This window comes from Myxococcus faecalis (assembly GCF_050039385.1).
Lineage (GTDB): Bacteria > Myxococcota > Myxococcia > Myxococcales > Myxococcaceae > Myxococcus > Myxococcus fulvus.
Window position 1 is genome coordinate 2,991,098 of the sequence record NZ_CP144336.1, and the last position, 22,635, is coordinate 3,013,732.

Below are 22,635 nucleotides of genomic sequence, written 5' to 3' on the forward strand. Positions count from 1 at the left end.
GACCGGCCGCCCCCCAAGCAAGAGCCACGCCCTGCCTCAACCACCCTTGGCCGCGCGGCGCGCCTTCTTCGCGGCCACCCAGCCTTCCTTCGTCACCTGTGGCGCACGTGACACAGCGAGGCTCCCAGGAGGCACGTTTTTCGTCACCGTGGTGCCCGCCCCGACATAGGCCCCGTCACCCACCTGCACCGGCGCCACCAGCTGCGTATCGGAGCCGATGAAGACCCCGTCGCCCAGCTGCGTCAGGCTCTTGTTCACCCCGTCATAATTACAGGTGATGGTGCCCGCGCCGATGTTGCAGCCCGCGCCAATCCGGGCGTCCCCCAGATAAGTCAGGTGGTTGGCCTTGCTGCCCTTGCCGATCTGCGCCTTCTTCGTCTCCACGAAGTTGCCCAGATGCACGTCCTCTGCCAGCTCCGTCCCCGGGCGCAGGCGGGCGAACGGGCCGATGACGTTCCGCACTCCCACCTTCGCCTCCTCCAGCACGGAGTAGGGCTTGAGCACGGAGCCGTCCGCCACCGTGGAGGCGCTCACCACGCAGCCGGGGCCAATCACCACGCCCTCGCCGATGACGCTGCCCGCGGTCAGCGACACCCCCGGGCCCACCTCGGAGTCCGAGCCCACCACCACGTCCTCCTCGATGAAGGTGGTGTCCGGGTCGTGCAGCGTGACGCCCGCGCGCATGTGCGCGTCGTTGATGCGCCGCTGGAGCACCTTGGCCCGCGCCGCCAGCTCCACCTTGTCATTCACCCCCGCCGTCTCGGTGGCGTCCGCCACGACGGTGCCCACCGGGCCCTGCCTCGCGGCCAGCTCCACCAGGTCCGTGAGGTAGTACTCGCCCTGCGCGTTGTTCGGCTTGATTTCGGCCAGCGCCTTCCAGAGGAAGGCCGCGTCGACGGAGTAGATGCCCGCGTTGCACTCCTTCACCGCGCGCTGCTCGGGGCTGGCGTCCTTCTGCTCCACCACCCGCGTCACCCGGCCCCCCTCGCGCAGCACGCGCCCGTAGCCGGTGGGGTCCTCCAGGACCGTCGTCACCATCGCCAGCACGCCGCCCGCCGCGTCGTGCGCGGCCAGCAGCGACGCCAGGGTCTCCTTGCGCAGCAACGGCACGTCCCCGTAGAGGATGAGCACGCGCCCGGAGAACCCCTTCAGGGCCTCCTCCGCGGAGCGCACCGCGTCCGCCGTCCCCCGCTGCTCACGCTGGAGCGCGAAGGTGAGGGGCGCCTGGGGAAACAGGGCGCGCACCTCCTTCTCCACGCTCTCCGCTTGATGGCCCACCACCGGCACCACCGACGTGGCACCGAGTTCGAGCGCTCGCTTGAGGGGATACGCGCACAGGGGCTTTCCGAGGATGGCGTGAAGGACCTTGGCCTTCTTCGACTTCATCCGCGTGCCCTTGCCCGCACACAGCACCACCGCCGACAGAGCTGTCATGCGGCGGAGGATTAGGGACCGGGATTCGAGTCGTCAACCGGGCGAAGCTCCGAAGTCTCCGAGGTGTTGTCGGGTCGGGGCTTTGCCTGCACGGCGACACACAGCGCGTTGCTCTTCACCGTGATTCCAAAGCTGGGCTTGAGGAAGAGGGTGACCCGGCCGGAGGGCGGAACAGACCCGGGTCGGGGCTGTTTGTCTGGGATGACCGGTGCGCTCATGTGCTCCCCCACTCGCGGCTCATGATGGGGGAAGGATGCTCCCTCTGGAGGAACAATCCAAGAGGAAAAATGTTGCCGAGTTGAAATCATGGTCCGGTGCGGACAGTTCGTGCATACCGGGAGAGGTGTAGTCGCTCAGGCGCCCCCGAGTCCCGGCCCCAAGGTGTGGGTGAGTGTCCGCCGGGTAACACATCCCCTGCGACGAATGCCAGCCACAAGGTATTGATTGCGCCCCGAGGAGGGGTGGATTCCGTGAACGACACGAGCTTCGAGAAGCAGGCCCCGCGCACGCGCGCGAAGGTGCTGGAGGCGGCGGCGCTGGTGGTGCTGATGCTGGTGGCGGGCGTGGCCCAGGCGGCGCGGCCGTACCGGGGTGGCGCGGTGGCCACGGCGTACCCGCCCGCGAGCGAGGCGGCGCTGAAGATGCTCGAGCGCGGCGGCAACGCGGTGGACGCGGCGGTGGCGGCGGCCTTCGTGGCGGCCGTCGTGGGGCCCTACCACTCGGGCGTGGGCGGCGGCGGCTTCGCGCTGGTGCACGACGCGAAGACGGGCACCACGCGGGTGCTGGACTTCCGCGAGGTGGCGCCCAAGGCGGCCACGCGCGACATGTTCGTCAAGGACGGCAAGGTGGTGCCGGGGCTGTCCACCGACGGCGTCTTGAGCGTCGCGGTGCCGGGCGCGGTGGCGGGCTACCTGGAGCTTTTGGAGAAGCACGGCACCCTGCCGCGCGCCGTGGTGCTGGCGCCAGCCATCGAGGCGGCGAAGAAGGGCCTGTGGGTGACGCCCCGCTACCGCGCGCTGGCGGAAGGCCGGCTGGAGTGCCTCCGCAAGGACCCGGAGGCCCGCCGCATCTTCCTGACCAAGAACGAGCAGGGCGAGGCCATCATCCCGCCGGTGGGCCACCTGGTGCGCCAGCCTGATTTGGCGCGCACGCTGACGGCCGTGTCGAAGAGCGGCGCCAAGGGCTTCTACGCGGGCAGCGTGGCCAAGGGCATCGTGGACACGGTGAAGGCGGGCGGCGGCATCGTCACGCTGGAGGACCTGTCGTCGTACAAGACGCGCGAGCGTCAGGCGCTGGAGGGCAGCTACCGCGGCCACCGCATCCTCACCATGCCGCCGCCGAGCGCGGGCGGGGTGGCGGTGCTCCAGGTGCTGGGCGCCATGGAGCAGCTCAGGCCCCAGGGCTTCACCTGGCGGGAGCCGGACAGCGTGCACCTGTACGTGGAGGCGCTGCGGCGCGCGTACGTGGACCGGGCCAAGTACCTGGGCGACCCGGACTTCGCGGACGTGCCCACCCAGCGGCTCATCTCGAAGGGACACATCGCGGACCTGGCGGGCTCCATCGACCCGAAGAAGGCCACCTCCAGCCTGGCGCTGCTGCCGCAGGCGGCGGGCACGCAGCAGGGCTCCACGCTGACGGACAAGCCCACCACGCTGACGCCGGAGCCGGAGCGCAAGAACACCACGCACATCTCCATCGTCGACAAGCAGGGCAACGCGGTGGCGCTCACCACCACGGTGAACTACAGCTTCGGCTCGTGCGTGGTGGCCAAGGGCACCGGCGTGCTGCTCAACGACGAGATGGACGACTTCGCGGCCCAGCCCGGCGTGCCCAACGCGTACGGCCTCGTCACCGGCGAGCCCAATGCCGTCCACCCGGGCAAGGTGCCCCAGTCCTCCATGTCCCCCACGCTGGTGTTCTCCAAGGAGGACCCGAAGAAGGTGATGCTCGCGGTGGGCAGCCCCGGCGGCTCCACCATCCCCACCACCGTCATCCAGGTCATCAGCAACGTGGTGGACGGCGGCATGGACGTGGTGCGCGCGGTGAACGAGGGCCGGGTGCATCACCAGTACCTGCCGGACGAGCTGTGGGTGGACCGCTGGGGGCTGGAGCCCGCCACGCTGTCGGCGCTGGAGGCCAAGGGCCACAAGGTGCGCCGCGTGGAGCAGTGGGGCGACGCGGAGGCCGTCTTCGTCGACCCCAAGACGGGGCTGCGCTTCGCCGCGAGCGACCCTCGCAACGAAGGTGTCTCCCTGGGACAGGATTGACGCCGTGGCCGAGCCCCTCCCCATCTTCGACGCGCACCTGCACCCCGAGAGCCTGAGCGACCAGGACCTGGAGTCGATGCGCTTCTTCGGGGTGGAGCGGGCGCTCGTCGTCGCGCACCACTTCCCGGAGCCCACGTCCAAGGCGCTGCTGCGCCACTTCGACGACATCGTCGAGCGGCAGCTCCCCCGGCTGGAGAAGCTGGGCATCCGCGCGTACGCCGCGCTGGGCGTCCACCCGCGCTGCATCCCCCGGCGCGGGCTGTCGGAGGTCCTCTCCACGCTGCCCGACTACTTCCAGGGCGGCCGCGTCGTCGCGCTCGGCGAGACGGGGCTGCACGCCGGCGGCGAGGAGGAGGAGGAGGCCTTCCTCGAGCAGCTCGCCCTGGCGCGCCGCCTCAAGCTGCGCGTCGTGGTGCACACGCCTCTGGCCGACAAGGAGCGACACACGCGCCGCATCCTCACGCTGCTGCGCCAGTCCGGCGTGCTGCCCTCGCGCGTGCTGGTGGACCACGCCAGCGCGCGCACCGTGCGCACCATCCTGGAGGTGGGCCACTGGGCCGGGCTGACGCTGCACCCCGAGGCGCTCGTCGCCGAGCGCGCCGTCATCCTCGTGCGCAGGCTCGGCAGCGAGCGGCTGGTGCTCAACTCCGACGCCGGCGACGGCGCGGGCGACATCCTGGGCCTCGCCCGCGTCACCAACCTCCTGTCCAAGGCCCGCCTGTCCGAGCGCCTCGTGCGCCGCGTCACCCGCGACAACGCCGCCCGCTTCTTCCAGCTCACCCCCTGAGCCACCCTCGCCGACCCCTTTTTCAGGCCCGCACGGGTAGGCCCCGCGACTCCGCTTTCACTGAAATTTTGCAACAAACTGGACTCCCATCCGTCCTCTTTGCGAAAGCGGGTACGGGTTAGCCCCCAGGTGGCGCGCTCCGCTTCCACACTTGCCGGTTCGGGAGGGCCTTTGCGTTTCAGGTTCGTCATCGTCGTCACGCTGCTGCTGGCGGGCTGTACGGGCCCGTCCCGGCAGGGCCCTGTCCGCGCGGGCGACGCACGAGGCGCGCTGCTGGTGCCGGACGCGGGGCGACTGCTGGCCGTGAGCCCCTCGCGGTTCATGGAGGCGTGTCGGCGCGACATCCAGACGGCGCGCGCGGCGGTGGCGAAGCTGACGGCGCCGTCCACGCGAGCGGCGCCCGAGGTGGAGGTGCTCACCACGTACGACGACGCGATGGCGCTGCTGGACGACGTCGTGGGGCGCTCGGGCATCGGCGCCAACGTGCATCCGGACGCGGCCTTCCGCGCCGCCGCCGAGCGGTGTGAGCAGGCGGTGGAGCGGGTGCGCACGGACATCGCGCTGGACCGGCGCGTCTACGACGTGCTGTCGGGGCTGACGCTCGCGGGGCAGGACGCGGTGACGCGGCACTGGATGGCGCGGGTGCTGCGCGGCTTCAAGCGCGCGGGGGTGGACCGCGACGAGGCCACGCGCGAGCGCGTGCGGCAGCTGCAGGAGGAGCTCATCCTGCTGGGCCAGGAGTTCAGCCGGCACATCCACGAGGACGTGCGGCACCTGGACGTGGCGCCCTCGGCGCTCGCGGGCCTGCCGGAGGACTACGTGCGCGCGCACCCGCCGGGCCCGGACGGGCGGGTGCGGCTGCGCACGGACACGTCGGACCTGGGCCCCTTCATGACGTACGCGCGCGACACGGCCACGCGCGAGGCGCTGTGGCGGCTGGGCCGGCGCCGGGGCCACCCGCGCAACCTGGTGACGCTCGCGCGCATGCTCCAGGCGCGCCACGCGCTGGCGACGCTTTTGGGCTACCCGACGTGGGCGGCGTACGCGGCCGAGGACAAGATGGTGAAGCGCCAGGACGTGGCGGCGGACTTCATCGAGTCGCTGTCCACCACCGTCACCGGGCGCGTGCGCGAGGAGTACGACGCGCTGCTCGAGAGGAAGCGCCGCGACGAGCCCGAGGCCACGCGCGTGGAGCCCTGGGAGCAGGCCTTCCTGGAGGACCGGGTGCGCGCCGAGCGCTTCCGCTTCGACTCGCGCGAGCTGCGGCCCTACTTCGAATACACGCGCGTGAAGGAGGGCGTGCTGGACCTCACCGCGCGCCTCTTCGGGCTCACCTACCGGCGCGTGGTCGACGCGCCCGTGTGGCACCCGGACGTGGAGGTCTACGACGTCCTCGAGGGCCCCGTGCGCCTGGGCCGCTTCTACCTGGACATGCACCCGCGCCCGGGCAAGTACACCCACGCGGCGCAGTGGGACCTGGCCGTGGGCCGCGCGGGCAAGGCGCTGCCCGAGGGCGTGCTCACGTGCAACTTCCCCCGCCCCGGCGCGCGCCCGGCGCTCCTGCAGCACTCCGAGGTGCGCACCTTCTTCCACGAGTTCGGCCACCTGCTGCACCACCTCCTGGGCGGCCGCACGCGCTGGGCGGGGCTGTCCGGCACGCGCACGGAGGTGGACTTCGTGGAGGCGCCCGCCCAGGTGCTGGAGGAGTGGGCGTGGAGCGTGGAGACCCTGCAGCGCTTCGCCCGGCACATCGACACGGACGCGCCGCTGCCCGAGGACCTCATCACGCGCATGCGCCGCGCGGACTCCTTCGGCAAGGGGCTGTGGGTGCGCCAGCAGCTCTTCTACGCCGCGGTCAGCCTCCACCTGCACGACGGGGACCCCGCCGGCCGCGACTCCACCGCGCGCGTGCTGGCGCTCCAGGAGCGCTACCTGCCCTTCCGCGCCGTGGACGGCACCTACGCCCACCTGGCCTTCACCCAGCTCGACGGGGACTACTCGGCGCTCTACTACACGTACCTCTGGTCGCTCGTCATCGCGCGGGACCTGCTCACCCCGTTCGAGGCGCACGGGCTGATGGACGTGGAGACGGCCCGGAGGTACCGCGACAAGGTGCTGGCGCCCGGGGGCTCCGAGGACGCCGCGGACCTGGTGCGCGACTTCCTGGGACGGGGCTACGACTTCGGGGCCTACTCGCGTTGGCTGGAGGGCCGCTGACGCGTCACGCCGGCGGCTGTAAATTCAAAGGGCCCCGCGATGTGAATCGCGAGGCCCCTTGTGTTGTGAATCCGTCAAACCGGCTCCGCCGCGCTCACGAGGAGCGTGGGAGTCAGTGCACCGCGGGTGCGGACGGAGCCACTTCGGGCTGGAGGGTGATGGCCTGCGCCTCCGGATCCAACCGGACCTGCACGGGCACGCCCTGGTAGCGGTACTGGGCCAGCGAGTCCGCCGCCCCGTCGAGCAGGAGCTGGTAGCGCTCCTCCAGCTCCACCGCGATGAGCAACATGGTCTCACCCGCGTCCGCCACGCCCGGGCGGTACACCTGGCACCGCTGGAACCGCGCCCAGCGACCGTTCTGCATCTTCACCAGCTCGCCGTCGTAAGCCATGCGCAGCTCCTTTGCGTCCAATGCGACGTGGGCAATGTAGGGATCAATTAACTTCCTGTCATCCCCCCTCTTGAAAATTCGTTAAGCGCCTTTGATATCCGTGGGTTACGCGACAGTCAGGGGGGGCGGGCGAGCGAGGTCCGCGGTGACTGCTCAAAAATGTAAATTTGCTGGGCCGTCAATCAGGTTAAGGGGCCTGGCGGCGCCCGGTCTGGAGGCCCGCGCGGCGCCCGGGCCCCGTGGGGGCGGTGGCGCGGGGCGTCGGGGTCTCCTAGATTTAGAGGAATGAGGTTGCCAGGGCTGTTCCGCAAGGAGCGAACCACCATCAAGAACGCCGATGCCCAGGACCACGCCGAGAAGTTGTTGGCGGAGTCCTTGAGGCTCCTGAGCCAGGTGTGCACCAAGGTCGCGGACGCCATCGAGTCCCAGCGACTGTCTCGCCAGGGCTACGCGCACAACACGTACCTGCGCCGCACGGACACCGCCCAGGCGCCCGGCGACGCGGACGTGACGAAGAAGACGCACGAGTGACGCGGGTCCCGAGGATGGCTGTATCCCGAGGGTGGTTGGCTGTTGAAAAGTCGCGTGCCCCCTTCCGGAATCCCGCAGCCGTTCCCATCTTGCGGCCCATAGAATCCCGCGGTTAGAGACGCCGCAGCTCCCCTCTGAGGCCCTGCCATGTCCCACATCCTGGTCGTCGATGACGACGCGAGTCACCGCACGCTCATCTGCGATGCCCTCGAGGAGATGGGTTACCAAACCGCCCAGGCCGCCAATGGCCGGGAGGCGTTGGATCATCTCGAGGGCGACATGCCCGCCGCCGTGCTGCTGGACCTGCGAATGCCGGTGATGAGCGGCTGGGGGTTGCTCGACGCGCTGAAGAAGATGCCGCGCGCTCGGGGACTGCCCATCATCATCATCTCGGGCTACGGCTTCGAGTGGGAGGCGGAGCTGGTGGGCGCCGCCGGCTACATCTCCAAGCCGGTGGACCTGGACAAGGTCCGCCAGACGGTGCAGCAGATCGTCGGCATGCCGGAGATGACGTTCGTGCACTGACGCCTCCGGGCCCCGGGTGGGGTTGTCGGCGGGGTGCCGGCTCGGGTGAGATGGCGCCACTTCATGACGCCCTCCCCTTCCGATGAACTGGCCGTCGACGCGCGCGGACTCGTCAAGCGCTTCGGTTCCTTCACCGCGCTCAACGGCCTGGACCTCCAGATTCCGAAGGGGGCCTTCTACGCGTACCTGGGCCCCAACGGCGCGGGCAAGTCCACCAGCATCGCGCTCCTGACGGGCGTGTATGGCCCCGACGCGGGCAGCATCCGCATGCTGGGCGTGGACGCGGTGCACAAGCCCATGGAGGTCAAGCGCCGGGTGGGCGTGGTGCCCGAGGAGCTGAGCCTCTTCGAGCGGCTCACCGGCCGGCAGTACCTGACGTTCTGCGCGCGCATGTACGGCCTGGACGGTGACGAGGCGGCCTCGCGCGCGGCGGAGCTGCTGGAGCTGACGGAGCTGACGTACAAGGCGGGCGCGCTCGTCGCCGAGTACTCCAAGGGGATGCGGCGCAGGCTCGCCATCGCCGCGGCGTTGATCCACGCGCCGGAGCTGGTGCTGCTCGACGAGCCCTTCGAGGGCATCGACGTGCTGGCCGCGGGCGTCATCCGGGAGCTGTTGCGCGAGCTGTCGCGTCGCGGGGTGACGCTGCTGCTCACCACGCACGTGCTGGAGATCGCGGAGCGGCTGGCCACGCACGCGGGCATCATCCAGGGCGGGCGGATGCTGGACCAGGGGACGGTGTCGTCGCTGCTCGGACGCTACGACTGTCCATCGTTGGAGGCGGTGTTCGAGAAGCTCATCGCGGTGCCGGCCTCGCGCAACGCGCGCCTGTCCTTCTACGGTGAGGCGCCCGCGCCCGTCGTCGCGCTGCGGGAGCCGGCATGAGCCGCCCCGCCGTCCCGGGCTTCTTCCGGCACCTCTTGTTGTTGTGGGGGCTGCGCTTCGACATCGGGCTGAACCAGGGGCCGGGCAAGAGCCGGCTCCTGGCGGTGGGCGCGTTCCTCGCGTCCAGCGCGCCGGGTGTGTTCTTCGGCCTGTTCTTCTTCGGGCTGATGCGGCTGGGCCCGGTGGCCCGGAGCGACGTGTGGCCGTACTTCATCCTCAACCTGCTGTGCTTCGTCACCTTCTCCGTCTGGGTGACGTGGCCGCTGTTGTCCGCGGGCGTGGATGACCACTCGGAGCTGAGCCGGTACGCGGCCTTCCCCATCTCGCCATTCCGGCTGCTCATCGCCTCCACGGTGGCCAGCCTCTTCGAGCCGCGCGCGCTGGTGTTCTACGCGCCGCTCACCGGCGCGGCGCTGGGCTTCGCGTCGGTCAACCGGCTGTGGGCGCCGTGGCTCGCGGTGGTGCTGTACGTCTTGTTCGCGCTCCTGTGCGCCGCGTGGAGCCGGGTGGCGCTGTACGCCGTCATCAACGTGCTGCGCGAGAAGCGCAGCGCGGAGATCATGGGCGGCGGCCTGCTGGCCTTCCTGGTGGCCGCGTCGTTCATCCCGCCCATCGACACGTCGTGGCTGACGGCGGTGGGCACCGAGGGCGTGGACGCGCTGGACATGAGCCTCATCATCAACGCGGCGGTGGCGCTGGGCCGCGTGCCGCCAGGCTTCTTCGGAGATGGCCTGGGGCAGCTCGCGTGGTTCCGTCCGCGCGTGGCGATGGCGGAGGCGGTGGGCCTGTTGTTCTTCGCCGCGCTGGGCATGGGCGTGGCGTACGCGCTGCTCATGCGCTTCCACCGGCAGGCCGGGCGCGCGGGGCCGCAGTCGAAGGACTCGCAGGATGGGAACCCGTTCGCGCGCACGCGCACGCGCTTCTCCACGCTGGTGACGCGCGAGGCGCTGGACCTGTGGAGAAACCCGCGCGCGAGGCTGCTCGCGTCGGTGCCCTTCATCCTGGCCATCCTGCTGAAGCTGCTGTCCGGGCGGGACCTGTTCGTGTTCCTGCTGGGGGCTTCCGCGGACACGTGGTTGATGGGCGGCTTGTGCATCTATGGCGCGGTGGTGATTGCGTCCACGTTCTCGCAGAACACATTCGCCTATGACGGGCAGGGCTTCGCGGCGTTCCTCGCGGCGCCGCTGAACCTGGAGGAGGTGCTGCACGCGAAGAACCGGGTGCAGGCGGCGGCCGCGCTCGGGATGGCGGTGCTGGTGGCGCTGTTCTACCGGGTGTACTTCGGCTTCGGCACGTGGGTGGACATCGCGTGCGCGCTCGCCGCGGTGGTGGGCGTGCTGCCCATCCTGATGGCCGCGGGCAACTTCCTGTCGCTCTACTTCCCGGTGAAGTTCCACGCGAACCTCAAGCGGCGCGACAAGGTGCCCCTGACGGCGTCGATGCTCGGCATCGTCGCGGCCAGCATCGGGTGCATGCCCTTCGGCTGGACGCTGAAGCTCGCCGGCAAGGACGGGCCCACCTGGCAGTCCGCGATGATGATCGCGCTGTGCGCGGGCCTCTACCTGGCCATCTACCGGGCCTCGCTCCCGCTGGCGCTGCGCCTCTTGGACCGGCGGCGCGAGGCCATCCTCCAGGCGGTGACGCGCGAGTAGCTCGTCGCGCCGACGAGCCCCGCGACGCGAGCAGACTCCACGCAAGGAGCGGGTCCTTTTCCGGACGCATCGCACCGGGCGGCGTCGCAAGCATCGGCCTTGCGAGGGGCAGCCCGTCTCGTGCGGCACCACATCAAGTAGCGTCGCCACGCCGCGCCGACACGCATGCGCCTCTGGCGCCGGAGCCCCCCGCTCCGGCCGCCCAGCGACCTCAGTACGTCACGCCGTGCCGCGCGGCCTGCGCCTTGACGCCCTTCATCACGTTGGCGTCGAAGGCGTCCTCCTTCTCGGAGCGGCCGCCCAGCGACCTCAGTACGTCACGCCGTGCCGCGCGGCCTGCGCCTTGACGCCCCTCATCACGTTGGCGTCGAAGGCGTCCTCCTTCTCGGAGCGGTTCTTCGCGAGCCACGCCTCGCGCTCCGCGGCCAGCTTGGAGGCCTTCGCCTCCAGCACCTTCTTCTCCTCGCCCAGCTGCTTCACCTTCGCCGCGCGCGCCTTGTCATCCAGGCCCTTGAGTTCATCGGGCAGCTCGTCGGCGCTCACCCGAGCGAGCGCCCCCGGCGCGACCACCAGGTCCACCGCGCCCTCCACCGCGACGGGCGCGCTGCTCGGAGCGGCGGCGCCGGACGAGCCCTTGTCCGCCGTCTTGCGCATGTAGCTGATGCGCTCCGACGCGGCCTCCGGCGCCAGCTCCGCCATCGCCTTGGCCCGCTCCTTGTTCTTCGCCTGGACCGCCGCCTTGCCGGTGTAGAGCGTCTTGGAGGCCAGCTCCGAATTCACCTTCGCCAGCTCCGCGTCATAGGGCGTGGTCACCGCCACCATGCCGCCGGACTGGTCGATGGAGTCGTAGGTGCCGTCCGTCAGCTTCGCCACGAACTTCCACGACTTCTGCGTCTCGGCATCCAGGCCGCACCGCACCGTGTTCACCACGATGTGCTTGTCGCGCGCCCGCTGCGCCCAGTGATTGAAGTCCCAGTCGTCGTTGCGCGCCGCGGGAGGCGCGTCCCCCACCAGGAAGATGGCCTTCATCACCGTGCGGTCCTGGCTCCACGACAGCTTCGACACCGCCTCACCCAACCCGCGCCCCACGTGCTCGGGCGTGTCTCCTCCACCGCCCGCCTGGAAGCGACGCAGGTTCGCGAACACCGTGTCCAGGTCGTCGCTCAGGTCGAAGCGCTTCGTCACGTAGTCATCGCCGACGTCCCGGTACGCCACCAGGCCGACCTTCAGGTGCGGCGTGGGCCGACCCTGCGCGATGCGCGAGGCGATGGAGTAGATCTTCTGCTTGGCCCCCTCCAACAGGCCGCTCATCGAGCCCGTCGTATCCAGCACGAACACCACCTCGATTTCGGGCCGGGCCGCATTCACCTCGACCTTGTCGGGGACCTTGGGCGCCACGACGTCCTGGACCTTGGGCGCCACGTCGCCCTGCGGCAGGGCAGGCGTGGTGACCGCGGCCCTCGGCAGCGACTCGGCCAGCGCGGGGGTGGAGGACAGGGTGAGGGCGAGCGCGGCCGACAGCACGGCCCGCGACAGGGACGAAAGGTCCATGGCGAACTCCGGAGGAAGGGTCTGCGTGGAAAAAGGGGTGGCTGCGCGCGCGTTCCCCTCCATGAACGGACCAGCCCGTCCAAAGGTCTACGCCCCCCACATTTCGCCGAGGAATGCCCCTGAATCCCGGACGTTGGGATGTCCTGCTTCCTTCACGCCGCCGATGTCGCTCCGCGCACGCTGTCCATCCGGGCGGCTTGCTCCACGGGGGGCGGCGGTTTCATGCTGAGCCGTTCCCGGGAGAACCACGCCCATGATGCCCGTCCTCCGCCGAAGCCTCTTCCTCCTCGGCTGTCTGCTCGTCGCCTCGTGCAACAGCAACTCGCCCTACTACCGGCTCCAGTTCACCATGCCCTGGGCCGTGAGCCTCGAGCCCGGCCAGTCCACCCAGTTCGAGGTGACGCTCAACCGCGTGGGCGACCAGCCCGGGGAGCTCCGCGTGAACATGGAGTCCGCGCCCGAGGGCATCACCATGGCGCCCGAAATCATCGTCCCCGAGGGCGAGGGCATCACCACCCAGATGGTCACCGTCAGCGTCGCGCAGGACATCGCCGTCACCGGCGCCCAGCGCACGCTGCTCCTGGCGAACGACTCCGGCAAGGACCTGGTCTCCGGCGCCGAGCTCTACGTCGTGGTCCTCCCGGCCACCACCAGTCAGCCCGACTTCTCCATCGCCCTCGCGCAGCGGCAGCTCACCCTGTTCGTCGGACAGTCGGAGCTCACGCCCGTGCAGCTCACGCGCGCCGAGGGCTTCACCGGCCCGCTGACGCTCACCCTGGAGTCCGACTCGCGGCGCATCACCGCCCAGCCCGTCGTCGTCCCCGGTGACCAGGCATCCGCCAACATCCTCATCGCCACCACGACGAGCGTCGCCCGCATCCCCGTGGCCGTCACCGTGGTCGCCACCGCCGAGGACGGGCGCACGGCCAGGACCAGCCTCACGCTCGACATGCGCTGAAGTCCCAGGACGCACGAGGGCCGGGGAGCAGGGACCTTCATCCAGGTCCTCGCCACCCGGCCCGGGTGCGACTCGCGAACGCCCGGCGCTCGCGCGCTCAGGCCATGTCGAACAGCAGCGCCTCCACCGGCGTGTCGGCGGTGAGCACCAGCTTGTCCTCGGACGACACCGCCACGCCGTCACCCGCCTTCACCTTCACACCGTTCAGCGTGCCCGAGCCCCGCGCCACCTGCACCCAGGCGTGACGCCCCGGCGAGAGCGCGTACTCGGCGGACTCGCCCTTGCCCAGCAGCGTGCCGTGCAGCAGCAGGTCCTGGTGCACCGTCAGCGAGCCCTCCCGCCCATCCGGCGACGCCACCACCCGGAAGCGCCCCTGACGCTCCTTCGCGTCGAACGCCTTCTGCTCGTAGCCCGGCTTCAGGCCCTTCTCCTTCGGGAGGATCCAGATCTGCAGCATGTGCAGCGGCTCCGAGAAGTTGTTCATCTCGCTGTGCACCACGCCCGTCCCCGCGCTCATCCGCTGCACCTCACCCGGCTGGATGACCGCCTGGGTGCCCATGCTGTCGCGGTGCTCCACCTTCCCGCCCAGCACGTAGGTGATGATCTCCATGTCCCGGTGCGGGTGCATGCCGAACCCGCGCTGCGGCGCCACGGTGTCCTCGTTGATGACCCTCAACGTGCGGAACCCCATGAAGTCCGCGTCGTAGTAGTCCGCGAACGAGAACGTGTGATGCGTGTCCAGCCAGCCGTGGTTGGCATGGCCCCTCTCCTCTGCATTCCGGACGTAGATCATCGCCTGCCTCCCTTTCCCTTCGAGTTGCAACTCAGATGCATCAACCTCGCCCCGCGTTGCGGGGCGCGACAGGAGCCCGCCACCCACCAGGCCCGAGGCTCCGACCAACAGCCCGCCCGTCACGGACCTGCGGGACAGCGGGCGCCCCGCCGCATGCCACTTCACGCCGCCTGCTCCGCCGCCACCGCCACCGCCTGCACGTCCAGGGTGATATCGACACGCTCACCCACCAGGAGCCCGCCTGCCTCCAGCGCCTGGTTCCACGAGAGCCCGAACTCCTTGCGCTCGATGCTGGTGCTCGCCTGGAAGGCCAGTCGCTCGTTGCCCCACGGGTCCTTCACCTTGCCCAGGAACTCCGTGTCCAGCGTCACCTCGCGCGTGACGTCGCGAATCGTCAGGTCGCCCACCACGCGGTAGTGCCCCTTGCCCGCGTCCTGCACGCGCTTGCTGCGGAAGATGAGCTTGGGGAACGCCGCCGCGTCGAAGAAGTCCGGCGAGCGCAGGTGGTTGTCACGCTGCTCCACGCCCGTGTCGATGCTCGCCGCTTCAATCTTCACCTCCGCCGAGCCCTGCGACAGGTCGTCCCCGTTCACCACCACCTTCCCCTCGAACTTCGTGAACCGGCCGTGCACCTTCGCCACCACCATGTGGCGAACCATGAAGCCGACCGTCGTGTGCGCCGCGTCCAACTGCCAGGTCTTGAGGGCCATGTCCGTGTCTCCTTGGGTTACCGCGTCTGACCACCCATAGAGCAACCGTCAGGCCAACACATAACCCACTGGAATCACTCCAGACCCAAGCTTGAGTCGGCGCAAGTCATCTCAAATTGATACAGCCACCCTCTCACCCCGAGAGCCTGCCCGGCCGCCTGGAGGACGGAGGCAGGCCGGGTGGGAGCGGGAGCGCGAGGGCGCCGAGTCAGTCGGTGCAAGACACCGGCGTCGAGGGCTACCTTTCGAGAGACGCCATGACCACCACGACCTCACCCACCCGCCGACAAGCCGCGCGAGAGGCCCTCGCGCTCGACGACGAGGCCCTGCTGAAGACGTGCGAGGTGGATTACTTCATCGCCTCCGGTCCCGGCGGGCAGCACCGCAACACCACCGCCAGCGGCGTGCGCCTCACGCACGCGGCCACCGAGCTGTCCGTCTCCGCCACCGAGCGGCGCAGCCAGACGCAGAACAAGGGCGTGGCCCTGGAGCGACTGCGCGAGGGCCTGAAGGCGCTCACCATCGTCCCCAAGGTGCGCCGCCCCACGCGCCCCTCCGCCGGTGCGAAGCGACGCAGACTCGAAGGAAAGAAGCGCACGTCGGAGAAGAAGTCCCTGCGGGGCAAGGGCGACTGGTAGCTCGGGATTCCCGGGCGCCTGGCTACGCAAGCCGTTGCGGAGTCGCAAAGTTTTCATAGCCGTTCGTCCCCCGAGCATTCAGGGCTGAGGAGAAGTTTCCAGCACTCCACTGGGAGCAAGCGGGCGTCGGAGACGGGCACAGGGTGTGCAGTCGGGTGGCCAGGCTGACCCTGTCCCGGGTCGGCTCACCCCCCGGTGGGAGCACCCCATGAGCCCTCGGCCCCCCTCCTCGCTGCTGCGTCGCGCGCTGCTCGCGATGTGCGTCCTGCTGGCGCTCCCCGCGTCCGCGGCGGACCTCGTCACCTTCAGTCGCGGCTCGCTCATCATCCCCGAGAACGCGACCTTCCAGCAGGGCTGCGGCTCGCTGTCCGCGTACGGTCTGGTGTGGCGAATCCTCCAGGCGAACCAGCCGGGCGGCTTCAACGCCAACAACCCGGTGACGGTGTATCTGGCCATCAACGACCAGAAGACGTCCCCCAACCGGTGCGTGCCCACCAACCGTCACACCGCGCCGGCGCCCGCCAATGACGACCGGTGGAACGACGGCTGCGACTTCACCATCACCAACACCAAGGAGAACGAGCAGCCCGTGGTGCCGGTGAACTACGGGGTCCCCTTCCCCGCGAGCGGCGTCTATCCCAACGCCGCCATCGAGAACTTCACCACCACCGCGACCCAGGCCCGGCCCTACTTCACGGCGGTGACGCTGAACCACACCGTCGCCAACCCGCGCTTCACCACCGCGCGCTACTCGGGCGGCGCCTTCATCATCGCCGCCGAGGACGCGAAGAACGCCATCGACTTCATCCGCTCGGGCTCCGGTGATTTGTCCCCGGAGAAGTTCCGCACCACCTGCGCCCGGGGCTGCGCCACCTTCACCAACAACAGCGGCTGCCACCACGTGCGCATGCACCAGGCCACCATCGAGTTCACCGCGCCGGTGGCCCGCCGCATCAACCGCGTCCCGCCCAAGATTGCCCTGCTGGATTTGTCGGACGGCTTCAACAGCGCCGGCGACCCGCTGGTGAAGGGCGGCATGCTGGACGACTACCTGCGCAACGCCGGCCTGGACTTCCCGGGCGCGGGCGGCTGCCCCGAGGGCACGACGTCCGGCTGCACGCTCAACGGCAAGAAGCCCGGCCTCATCTACGACGCGCTCCACGCCAACGCGGACCTGGTCTCCACCGCCACCTTCAAGAACGGCCTGCTCAACGCGGTGGACCCCGTCACCAAGAAGCCCCGCTACAAGGTGTTCTGGGCGCCCCACTGGGAAATCGGGAACATCACCCGCCGCGAGTACGTGCCCAACGGCGACGGCGCCACCACCCAGCGCGAGAACGCCCTCAACAACGTGGAGTACTTCACCAACCAGCGCGGCAACGGCCTGTTCGCCGAGTGCGCGAGCATCTGGTCCTACGAGGCGACGCTCAAGCCGGACCGCACGCCCGTGCTCTCCTCGCGCTTCCAGGCCGAGTCCGGCTTTCAAATCAACCAGCTCAGCGGCGGCAGGAGCTGGGACGGCCGCAACTGCACGGACCCGGACTACATGGCGCAGGCGGAGCGCAACCGCGGCCAGTGCGTCATCTACCCCAACGCCGGGGACCCGTTCTCCCAGATGGGAGACTTCCGCTTCAACAACGTGGTGGGCCACACGGAGAACTACCGCGCGACGTACAAGGACGGCGTGCGGCGGCTCGCGGTGAGCTGGTACGGCCACAAGGACGAGCACGTCTACGACAACGCCACCCACGTCGGCCAGGACGCCCGGCGCGGTCACGACTTCTTCACCTTCAACCAGAAGGACAACGACCCGAAGAAGGCGACCGTCGTCTACCTCGCCGGCCACGACTTCAAGTCGAGCGTCCCCGGCACGCGCATCGTGCTCAACACGCTGCTCAACCTGGGCTCGGAGCCCTTGAGCAACGAGCGCGCCCTGTCCGCGCCCGTGGCCTTCGAGGACCCCAACGGCAGTGACGGCGACGGCTCGCGCGCGCTGGTGATGGCGGCCACGTACGACGCGGTGAGGGGCTACCCGCCCGGCGCGGACACGTTCCTGCCGACGCAGGGCTCCCACTGGGTGTTCCCCTACTACCCGGGCCACCTGCGCGCCCACTCGCTCATCGGCGGCAACGCGCTCGCCACCGGCGAGAGCGCGCTGGACGAGGCCACCCTGTGGGACGCGGACACCGTCATGCCCCACCCGCGCGAGCGCAACCTGTTCACCTACTTCGGTGGCCAGGTGAAGGAGAACCCGTCCCTGGGCACCGGCCTGCGCGCGCCGCGCGGTGTGCTCCAGGTGGGCTGGAAGCCGCAGAACGTGGCCGGCACCGCCATCAACGCCAACTACGGCTCGGGCCCCAACCCCCACTGCGTGGACGTGCTCAAGCTGGGCGAGGTCAAGAACCCCGACGACACCTCGCGCTTCGACTTCGTCACCACGCCCACCGGCGACGGCGTGTGTGATTTGCAGCAGGCGGTGCAGTTCACCGAGCAGCTCGCGGGCACCGACTTCGGCCAGAGCACCGCCGCCATCAACAAGGCGAAGCTGGCCAACGACTTCAACGCGGTGGCGCAGATGCTCCAGCGCGTGCGCGGCTTCTGCTACGCCACCTCCACCGGCAACGACGGCTCGGGCAGCCCCGTGCTCGAGCCCTCCGACAGCCAGTGCAACAACGAGGACGCGGAGAACCGCGCGCGCCTGGGCGGCTTCGTGCACTCCTCGCCCGCGGTGGTGAAGCCCAGCGGGTACATCCCGGACAAGGTCGCGCCCCGGCCCACCGTGGCCTACGCCGCGGGCCTGGACGGTCAGCTCCACGCCTTCTACGTGTCCGGCGGCGCGCGCTACGCGGGCCCCGCGGAGAGCCTGTCCTTCCCCAACGTCAGCCCCGCGGACACGGCCTTCCCCAAGAACTGGAGCGCCAGCTTCCAGAGCGGCTCCACGCCCCCGCCGGGCACGGAGCTGTGGAGCTTCCTGCCCGCCACCCAGCTGCCGTGGCTGCGCAGCAACGCGGCGGCCGTCAACAGCGCGCCGGTGGTGCTGGACGTCTTCGCGGACTTCGTGGGCAGCGGCAAGCGCGAGTGGCACACGGTGCTGGTGGCCAACGCGGGCCAGAAGGGGCGGGACCTGTTCGCGCTCGACATCACCAACCCGCTCAGGCCCGTGCTGCTGTGGCACCTGGTGGGCAGCCACTTCCAGGCGGGCAGCTTCCCTCCGCACGCGCCGGTGGAGCTGGCGGACCGTGACACGGGCGGGACCCAGTGGGCGTGGAAGTGGCGCGAGGAGACGGCCCACTTCGTCATGGCGCCCCTGGACGACCCGGGCCGCCACCCCACGGGCCTCTACAACTACACGGAGATGGGCGGCACGCGGGGCCTGTCGGTGGGCGTGGTGCGCCAGGGCCTGGAGCCCACGTACACCGTCTTCGTCGGCTCCAGCAGCTCGGGCGCGCAGGGCTCGCCCACCTTCGGCATGCAGGTGTTCGCCATCGACATCGCCACCGGCCAGAAGCTGTGGCAGTGGGAGCGCGGCTACACCCAGGCCTGGGTGGACAACACGCCGCCCCACGCGCCCACCGTCCTGACGGACACCGGCGGCGCGGCGCGCGTGTACACCGGCGACATGGAGGGCAAGCTGTGGGAGCTGGACGGCGCCACCGGGCAGAACGTCAACGTGGCGCGCGCCAACCCGCCGTGCGCCACGCCGTGCAAGTTCACCGGGCTGGACGCGCAGTCCGTCACCGGTGACCGCCGGCCGCTCTCCACCAACGTGGCGCTGGCGCGCCTGCCCCAGAACATCACCGCGGGCAGCGCCCTGAAGGACTACGAGGGGGAGCTGGTGGCCCTGGTGGGCACGGGCGGCGTGGACTGGGTGCCGGCCGACGACGCGGGCCAGCTGCACCTGGCGCTGCTGGGCACCTCGCGCCGGCTGCCGCTGGGCACCGCGGGCCTCAAGCTGGACGGCACCAACATCAGCGCCTCGGAAGCCAAGGGGCTGGCCACCCAGCAGGGCATCCTCCAGGAGCCCACGCCCTTCCCGCTGACGTTCGGCGCTCCGCAGCACGTGTACGGCACCATCACCGTCGCGGGGCGCACCGCGTACTTCTCCACCGCGAACGGGAAGATCGGCTCCGACCTGATGTCCGTCGAGGGCAACATCAGCGGCAAGACGTGGGCGCTGGACCTGGGCAACACGGCGACGTCGGGGACGGGGGCCGTCAGCAGCCTGTCCTCCATGACGGTGGCCAACTTCGGCGGCGTGGCGGTGTTCCAGCAGGGCAGCGGCGCGTCGTCCCAGAGCCACGTCATCGGCCTGGGCGTGAGCAAGATTGCCCGCCACACGGTGAACGACCCGGCGGGGGCGAACACCCCCGAGGCGAAGGAGCAGATGCGCGTCAACGGCCAGAACGGCTTCGTCTTCCGGCTGCTCAACTGGAGCCAGAGGTTCTTCGAATGAGCTCGCAACGTCTCGCCGCGCGCCGCGGCGCAAGTCTCGTCGAGGTGCTCGTGTCCATGGGCGTGCTGGCCCTGGCCGCCGCGGGCGCGGTGGGAGGCATGGTGTTCGCCTCCCGCGACGTCCATGACGGGCAGCTCTTGCAGGCCAAGCGGATGATGCTCGACGCCAGCATGCAGCGGCTGCGGCTAGCCTCGAAGTCGAGGCTCCTCGTCGACGCGGTGGAGCGCCCCGCCACCTTCCCCACGGAGCTGGCCCCGGGCGCGGCGCCGTGGAAGGCGGACGTGAGCACGCACGTGCCGGGGGACCCCTCCTCCGGCGCCTACTTCAAGCTGTCCGCCGACGGCACGGTGGAGCCCCTGGCGGGCATCCCCGCCGGCACGCCGTGCAACGCCCCCGCGCTGCCGGACGGCACGTACTGCCGGGAGATGCTGGTGACGAAGGGGCTGCCCAGGGAGCCCGCCGTCCCCGGAGTCCTCCCCCCGGGCGCCCAGCCGGTGACGGTCTGGGCCCGCATCGTGCGCAAGGGCGACACGGCCGCCCGCGCGCAGGCGCACAGCGAGGTGTTCGTCCAATGAAGACGCGAGGCATGACGCTGCTGGAGACGATGGTGGCGCTGGCGCTCACCAGCATCATCATCGCGGCCGCCGCGGCGCTGATGGTGGCCGGCAGCCGCGTGGTCCACAACACGGAGCACACGACGGACAGCCACGACTCGGCGCGCCTGGCGGGCGAGGCCATCATGAGCCTGGTGCGCCAGGCGGGCGCGGGCGCGCCCAACGGCATCTGGGTGCGCCGCAACGGCGTCCCGGTGCGCACCAGCGCCTTCTTCGGACGCGACGGCACCACCGGCGCGGGCACCTCCGGCAACGTCACCACGGCCGACGGCAGCGACGACCTGTGGCTGGTCGTGCCGGACCGCGACTACCTGGGCGAGCCCTGCGTCACCCCGGGCGCCGCCGTGTCCGTGGTGCGCCCCGGCACCGGCGAGCTCGAGGTCAACTGCACCCAGAGCCTCAAGGCCCCGCAGCTCCACCTGGTCAGCAACATGACCTCCGCGGCGCTCATCTCCGAGCTGAACATCGTCCCGTCCACGCCGGGCGTGCCGGGCCGGGTGAACTACGCCGAGTCCGGCACGCCGGGCTTCTCCAACGCCCCGGAGAAGGGCGGCTTCCAGAAGGGGGATTTGGTGTACCCGGTGCGGCTGGTGCACTTCTTCATCGGCCCGCATCCGGTCTCCAGGCGCCCGTCGCTCCTGCGCACCGAGGGCCGGCTGGTGGCGGACGCGCTGGGCCGCCCCTTCTCCGACATGGCCGGGGCGACGCCCTTCGTCGTGCAGGAGAACGTGGAGGACTTCCAGGTGGCCTTCGGGTTCGACACCACGGGCATGGATGACCCGGCGCAGTACACCTGGAGGCACGGCCAGGGCGCCGACCATCAGTCGGGGCTGCGCACGCTGCGCATCAGCGTGGTGGCCACCGGCCGCAACCCGCGCCGCAACAGCCAGAGCTCCGCGGTGCTGGCGGACGACAAGCCCGTCACCGTGGAGAACAACGTCCGGGCGCCCACGGTGGCCGCGGACGGCTACTACCGCAGCCTCTTCACCCGTCGCATGGAGCTGCCCAACCTGGCGGCCGCCAACCTGTGAGCCCGAGGATTCCCATGCGCACCCCTCCCTCCCCTCGCGGGGCCACGCTGCTGGTGGTGGTCCTGCTCGTCACCGTGCTGCTGGGCCTGGTGGCCAGCCTGATGATGTACGCGGGCGGCGAGCGCATCCGCGCCGTGGCCAGCAGCCGCGCCAGCCAGCGCCAGAGCTGCGCGGACAGCGGCCTGCAGCTCGCGCGCAGCTACTTCGGGCGCAACTACCCCAGCTGGAACACCTACCTGTCCCAGCCTGCCGTCTATGACCCGGTGCGCTCCAGCTTCAACCCGAACCCGGCCAACCCCGCCGACCCGACCCTGCGCTCCAACCACCCGGAGCTCTTCGCGGACGTGGACGGCGACGGCAAGCCCGACGTCTACATCTACATCCGCGACAACGAGGACGAGTTCGCGCCACTGACGGTCGACTGGCGGCGGGACAACGACCAGGTGGCGCTGGTGGGCGCCATCTGCATCTCCGAGACGCTGCGCCCCCGCCGCGCGGACGGTGCCCAGACGCCCACCCAGCTCGCGCTCGAGGGCCTGCTCAGCTACAACGGCGGAGGCGGCACCAACTGCGCCCAGGGCACCGCGGGCTCGGGCTCCGGCAACTGCAACTGACGACGCGTCGCGCGAGGGGGCCCCACCCACGCGCGACGCCCCGGCCTCCCGCGGCGACATCCTGGGCCTCCCGTCACGGAGGACACCTGGAATGCGCACGCTCGAAGACGCGATTGCCCTCGCGGTGGAGGCGCACCGCGGGCAGCGGGACAAGGCCGGACAGCCCTACATCCTGCACCCGCTGCGGCTGATGCTGAAGCTGGAGACGGAGGAGGAGCGCACCGTCGCCATCCTCCACGACGTGGTGGAGGACACGCCCTGGACGATTGAGCGCCTGCGCGAGCAGGGCTACGCGGAGCCCGTCCTGCGCGCGCTGGAGGGCCTCACCCGCCGCCAGGAGGAGTCCTACGAGGCCTTCATCGAGCGGCTGCGCCCGGACCCGCTGGCGCGCCGGGTGAAGCTGGCGGACCTGGAGGACAACATGGACGTGCGCCGCCTCACCCAGGTGACGGCGAAGGACCTGGACCGGCTGGCGCGCTACCGCGCCGCCTGGGCGCGCCTGAAGCAGCTCTGAAGACACCACGGCCCGGAGCGCCGCAGCGGGCACTCCGGGCCGTCGTGTGAGCCGGCACCCCGCCGAGGAAAGC

Annotated in this window: 19 protein-coding genes; 14 read left to right on the top strand and 5 right to left on the bottom strand. The window is 70.4% G+C overall.

Going from position 1 to position 22,635, the window contains the following annotated elements; genetic code table 11:
* Positions 1-36: 36 nt before the first annotated feature.
* The gene (gene glmU, locus VZQ01_RS11785) at positions 37-1,446 is read right to left on the bottom strand and encodes a bifunctional UDP-N-acetylglucosamine diphosphorylase/glucosamine-1-phosphate N-acetyltransferase GlmU (RefSeq protein ID WP_426748954.1); all 1,410 of its coding nucleotides are present in this window, start codon (positions 1,444-1,446) and stop codon (positions 37-39) included.
* Between the two features lie 458 nt (positions 1,447-1,904).
* Here glmU and ggt point away from each other — a divergent pair, with 458 nt between their 5' ends.
* The 3 genes from ggt to VZQ01_RS11800 all read left to right on the top strand — a co-directional run bounded on the left by ggt (position 1,905) and on the right by VZQ01_RS11800 (position 6,705).
* The gene (ggt, locus tag VZQ01_RS11790; protein WP_426747855.1) at positions 1,905-3,701 is read left to right on the top strand and encodes a gamma-glutamyltransferase; all 1,797 of its coding nucleotides are present in this window, start codon (positions 1,905-1,907) and stop codon (positions 3,699-3,701) included.
* A gap of 4 nt (positions 3,702-3,705) precedes the next feature.
* Entirely contained in the window at positions 3,706-4,488 is a 783-nt protein-coding gene (locus VZQ01_RS11795) for a TatD family hydrolase (RefSeq protein ID WP_426747856.1), read from the top strand.
* Between the two features lie 321 nt (positions 4,489-4,809).
* Positions 4,810-6,705 carry a M3 family metallopeptidase gene (locus VZQ01_RS11800; RefSeq protein WP_426748955.1) on the top strand — a complete coding sequence of 632 codons (1,896 nt, stop codon included), beginning with the start codon at positions 4,810-4,812 and terminating at the stop codon, positions 6,703-6,705.
* Between the two features lie 112 nt (positions 6,706-6,817).
* On the opposite strand, the gene VZQ01_RS11805 is transcribed toward VZQ01_RS11800, so the two are convergent.
* Positions 6,818-7,096, bottom strand: coding sequence for a hypothetical protein (locus VZQ01_RS11805; protein ID WP_046711478.1), 279 nt, complete (start codon positions 7,094-7,096; stop codon positions 6,818-6,820).
* Between the two features lie 285 nt (positions 7,097-7,381).
* Here VZQ01_RS11805 and VZQ01_RS11810 point away from each other — a divergent pair, with 285 nt between their 5' ends.
* From VZQ01_RS11810 to VZQ01_RS11825, 4 genes are all read left to right on the top strand, one after another.
* Positions 7,382-7,627 carry a hypothetical protein gene (locus VZQ01_RS11810; protein ID WP_141325909.1) on the top strand — a complete coding sequence of 82 codons (246 nt, stop codon included), beginning with the start codon at positions 7,382-7,384 and terminating at the stop codon, positions 7,625-7,627.
* 147 nt (positions 7,628-7,774) lie between these two features.
* Positions 7,775-8,152, top strand: coding sequence for a response regulator (locus VZQ01_RS11815; protein WP_046711476.1), 378 nt, complete (start codon positions 7,775-7,777; stop codon positions 8,150-8,152).
* A gap of 63 nt (positions 8,153-8,215) precedes the next feature.
* Positions 8,216-9,034, top strand: coding sequence for an ABC transporter ATP-binding protein (locus VZQ01_RS11820; protein WP_046711475.1), 819 nt, complete (start codon positions 8,216-8,218; stop codon positions 9,032-9,034).
* Complete coding sequence (locus tag VZQ01_RS11825; RefSeq protein WP_426747857.1) at positions 9,031-10,686, top strand: hypothetical protein; 1,656 nt, start codon at positions 9,031-9,033, stop codon at positions 10,684-10,686. Before VZQ01_RS11820 ends, VZQ01_RS11825 begins: the two co-directional genes overlap by 4 nt.
* A 309-nt stretch (positions 10,687-10,995) precedes the next feature.
* Here the strand turns inward: VZQ01_RS11825 and VZQ01_RS11830 are convergent, their stop codons facing one another.
* Positions 10,996-12,237 (bottom strand): vWA domain-containing protein, encoded by a 1,242-nt coding sequence (locus VZQ01_RS11830; RefSeq protein ID WP_426747858.1) that lies wholly within the window; start codon positions 12,235-12,237, stop codon positions 10,996-10,998.
* A 253-nt stretch (positions 12,238-12,490) separates the two neighbouring features.
* Between VZQ01_RS11830 and VZQ01_RS11835 the strand changes: the two genes are divergently transcribed.
* Positions 12,491-13,195 (top strand): hypothetical protein, encoded by a 705-nt coding sequence (locus VZQ01_RS11835; protein WP_267697732.1) that lies wholly within the window; start codon positions 12,491-12,493, stop codon positions 13,193-13,195.
* A gap of 97 nt (positions 13,196-13,292) precedes the next feature.
* Here the strand turns inward: VZQ01_RS11835 and VZQ01_RS11840 are convergent, their stop codons facing one another.
* Together VZQ01_RS11840 and VZQ01_RS11845 are read right to left on the bottom strand one after the other, a co-directional pair.
* Positions 13,293-13,988, bottom strand: a complete 696-nt coding sequence (locus tag VZQ01_RS11840; RefSeq protein WP_223784842.1) for a pirin family protein — start codon at positions 13,986-13,988, stop codon at positions 13,293-13,295.
* Between the two features lie 161 nt (positions 13,989-14,149).
* Positions 14,150-14,698, bottom strand: coding sequence for a YceI family protein (locus VZQ01_RS11845; RefSeq protein ID WP_223746399.1), 549 nt, complete (start codon positions 14,696-14,698; stop codon positions 14,150-14,152).
* A gap of 257 nt (positions 14,699-14,955) precedes the next feature.
* Between VZQ01_RS11845 and VZQ01_RS11850 the strand changes: the two genes are divergently transcribed.
* From VZQ01_RS11850 to VZQ01_RS11875, 6 genes are all read left to right on the top strand, one after another.
* The gene (locus VZQ01_RS11850) at positions 14,956-15,336 is read left to right on the top strand and encodes a peptide chain release factor family protein (RefSeq protein ID WP_223746398.1); all 381 of its coding nucleotides are present in this window, start codon (positions 14,956-14,958) and stop codon (positions 15,334-15,336) included.
* 208 nt (positions 15,337-15,544) lie between these two features.
* Positions 15,545-19,789, top strand: coding sequence for a pilus assembly protein (locus VZQ01_RS11855; protein WP_426747859.1), 4,245 nt, complete (start codon positions 15,545-15,547; stop codon positions 19,787-19,789).
* Positions 19,786-20,364 (top strand): type IV pilus modification PilV family protein, encoded by a 579-nt coding sequence (locus tag VZQ01_RS11860; RefSeq protein ID WP_426747860.1) that lies wholly within the window; start codon positions 19,786-19,788, stop codon positions 20,362-20,364. Before VZQ01_RS11855 ends, VZQ01_RS11860 begins: the two co-directional genes overlap by 4 nt.
* Complete coding sequence (locus VZQ01_RS11865; RefSeq protein WP_223746395.1) at positions 20,361-21,434, top strand: PilW family protein; 1,074 nt, start codon at positions 20,361-20,363, stop codon at positions 21,432-21,434. The genes VZQ01_RS11860 and VZQ01_RS11865 overlap by 4 nt, the downstream gene beginning before the upstream one ends.
* A gap of 14 nt (positions 21,435-21,448) precedes the next feature.
* Entirely contained in the window at positions 21,449-22,048 is a 600-nt protein-coding gene (locus tag VZQ01_RS11870; RefSeq protein ID WP_223746394.1) for a hypothetical protein, read from the top strand.
* Between the two features lie 91 nt (positions 22,049-22,139).
* Complete coding sequence (locus VZQ01_RS11875; RefSeq protein ID WP_141325897.1) at positions 22,140-22,562, top strand: HD domain-containing protein; 423 nt, start codon at positions 22,140-22,142, stop codon at positions 22,560-22,562.
* The last annotated feature ends 73 nt before the right edge of the window (positions 22,563-22,635 follow it).

Coding starts and splice junctions, on each gene's coding strand:
- VZQ01_RS11855 (WP_426747859.1), top strand. CDS start 15,545: ATGAGCCCTCGGCCCCCCTCCTCGCTGCTGCGTCGCGCGCTGCTCGCG.
- VZQ01_RS11860 (WP_426747860.1), top strand. CDS start 19,786: ATGAGCTCGCAACGTCTCGCCGCGCGCCGCGGCGCAAGTCTCGTCGAG.
- VZQ01_RS11875 (WP_141325897.1), top strand. CDS start 22,140: ATGCGCACGCTCGAAGACGCGATTGCCCTCGCGGTGGAGGCGCACCGC.
- VZQ01_RS11870 (WP_223746394.1), top strand. CDS start 21,449: ATGCGCACCCCTCCCTCCCCTCGCGGGGCCACGCTGCTGGTGGTGGTC.
- VZQ01_RS11805 (WP_046711478.1), bottom strand. CDS start 7,096: ATGGCTTACGACGGCGAGCTGGTGAAGATGCAGAACGGTCGCTGGGCG.
- VZQ01_RS11850 (WP_223746398.1), top strand. CDS start 14,956: ATGACCACCACGACCTCACCCACCCGCCGACAAGCCGCGCGAGAGGCC.
- VZQ01_RS11825 (WP_426747857.1), top strand. CDS start 9,031: ATGAGCCGCCCCGCCGTCCCGGGCTTCTTCCGGCACCTCTTGTTGTTG.
- VZQ01_RS11845 (WP_223746399.1), bottom strand. CDS start 14,698: ATGGCCCTCAAGACCTGGCAGTTGGACGCGGCGCACACGACGGTCGGC.
- VZQ01_RS11800 (WP_426748955.1), top strand. CDS start 4,810: ATGGAGGCGTGTCGGCGCGACATCCAGACGGCGCGCGCGGCGGTGGCG.
- VZQ01_RS11835 (WP_267697732.1), top strand. CDS start 12,491: ATGATGCCCGTCCTCCGCCGAAGCCTCTTCCTCCTCGGCTGTCTGCTC.
- VZQ01_RS11830 (WP_426747858.1), bottom strand. CDS start 12,237: ATGGACCTTTCGTCCCTGTCGCGGGCCGTGCTGTCGGCCGCGCTCGCC.
- VZQ01_RS11820 (WP_046711475.1), top strand. CDS start 8,216: ATGACGCCCTCCCCTTCCGATGAACTGGCCGTCGACGCGCGCGGACTC.
- VZQ01_RS11865 (WP_223746395.1), top strand. CDS start 20,361: ATGAAGACGCGAGGCATGACGCTGCTGGAGACGATGGTGGCGCTGGCG.
- VZQ01_RS11810 (WP_141325909.1), top strand. CDS start 7,382: ATGAGGTTGCCAGGGCTGTTCCGCAAGGAGCGAACCACCATCAAGAAC.
- VZQ01_RS11840 (WP_223784842.1), bottom strand. CDS start 13,988: ATGATCTACGTCCGGAATGCAGAGGAGAGGGGCCATGCCAACCACGGC.
- VZQ01_RS11815 (WP_046711476.1), top strand. CDS start 7,775: ATGTCCCACATCCTGGTCGTCGATGACGACGCGAGTCACCGCACGCTC.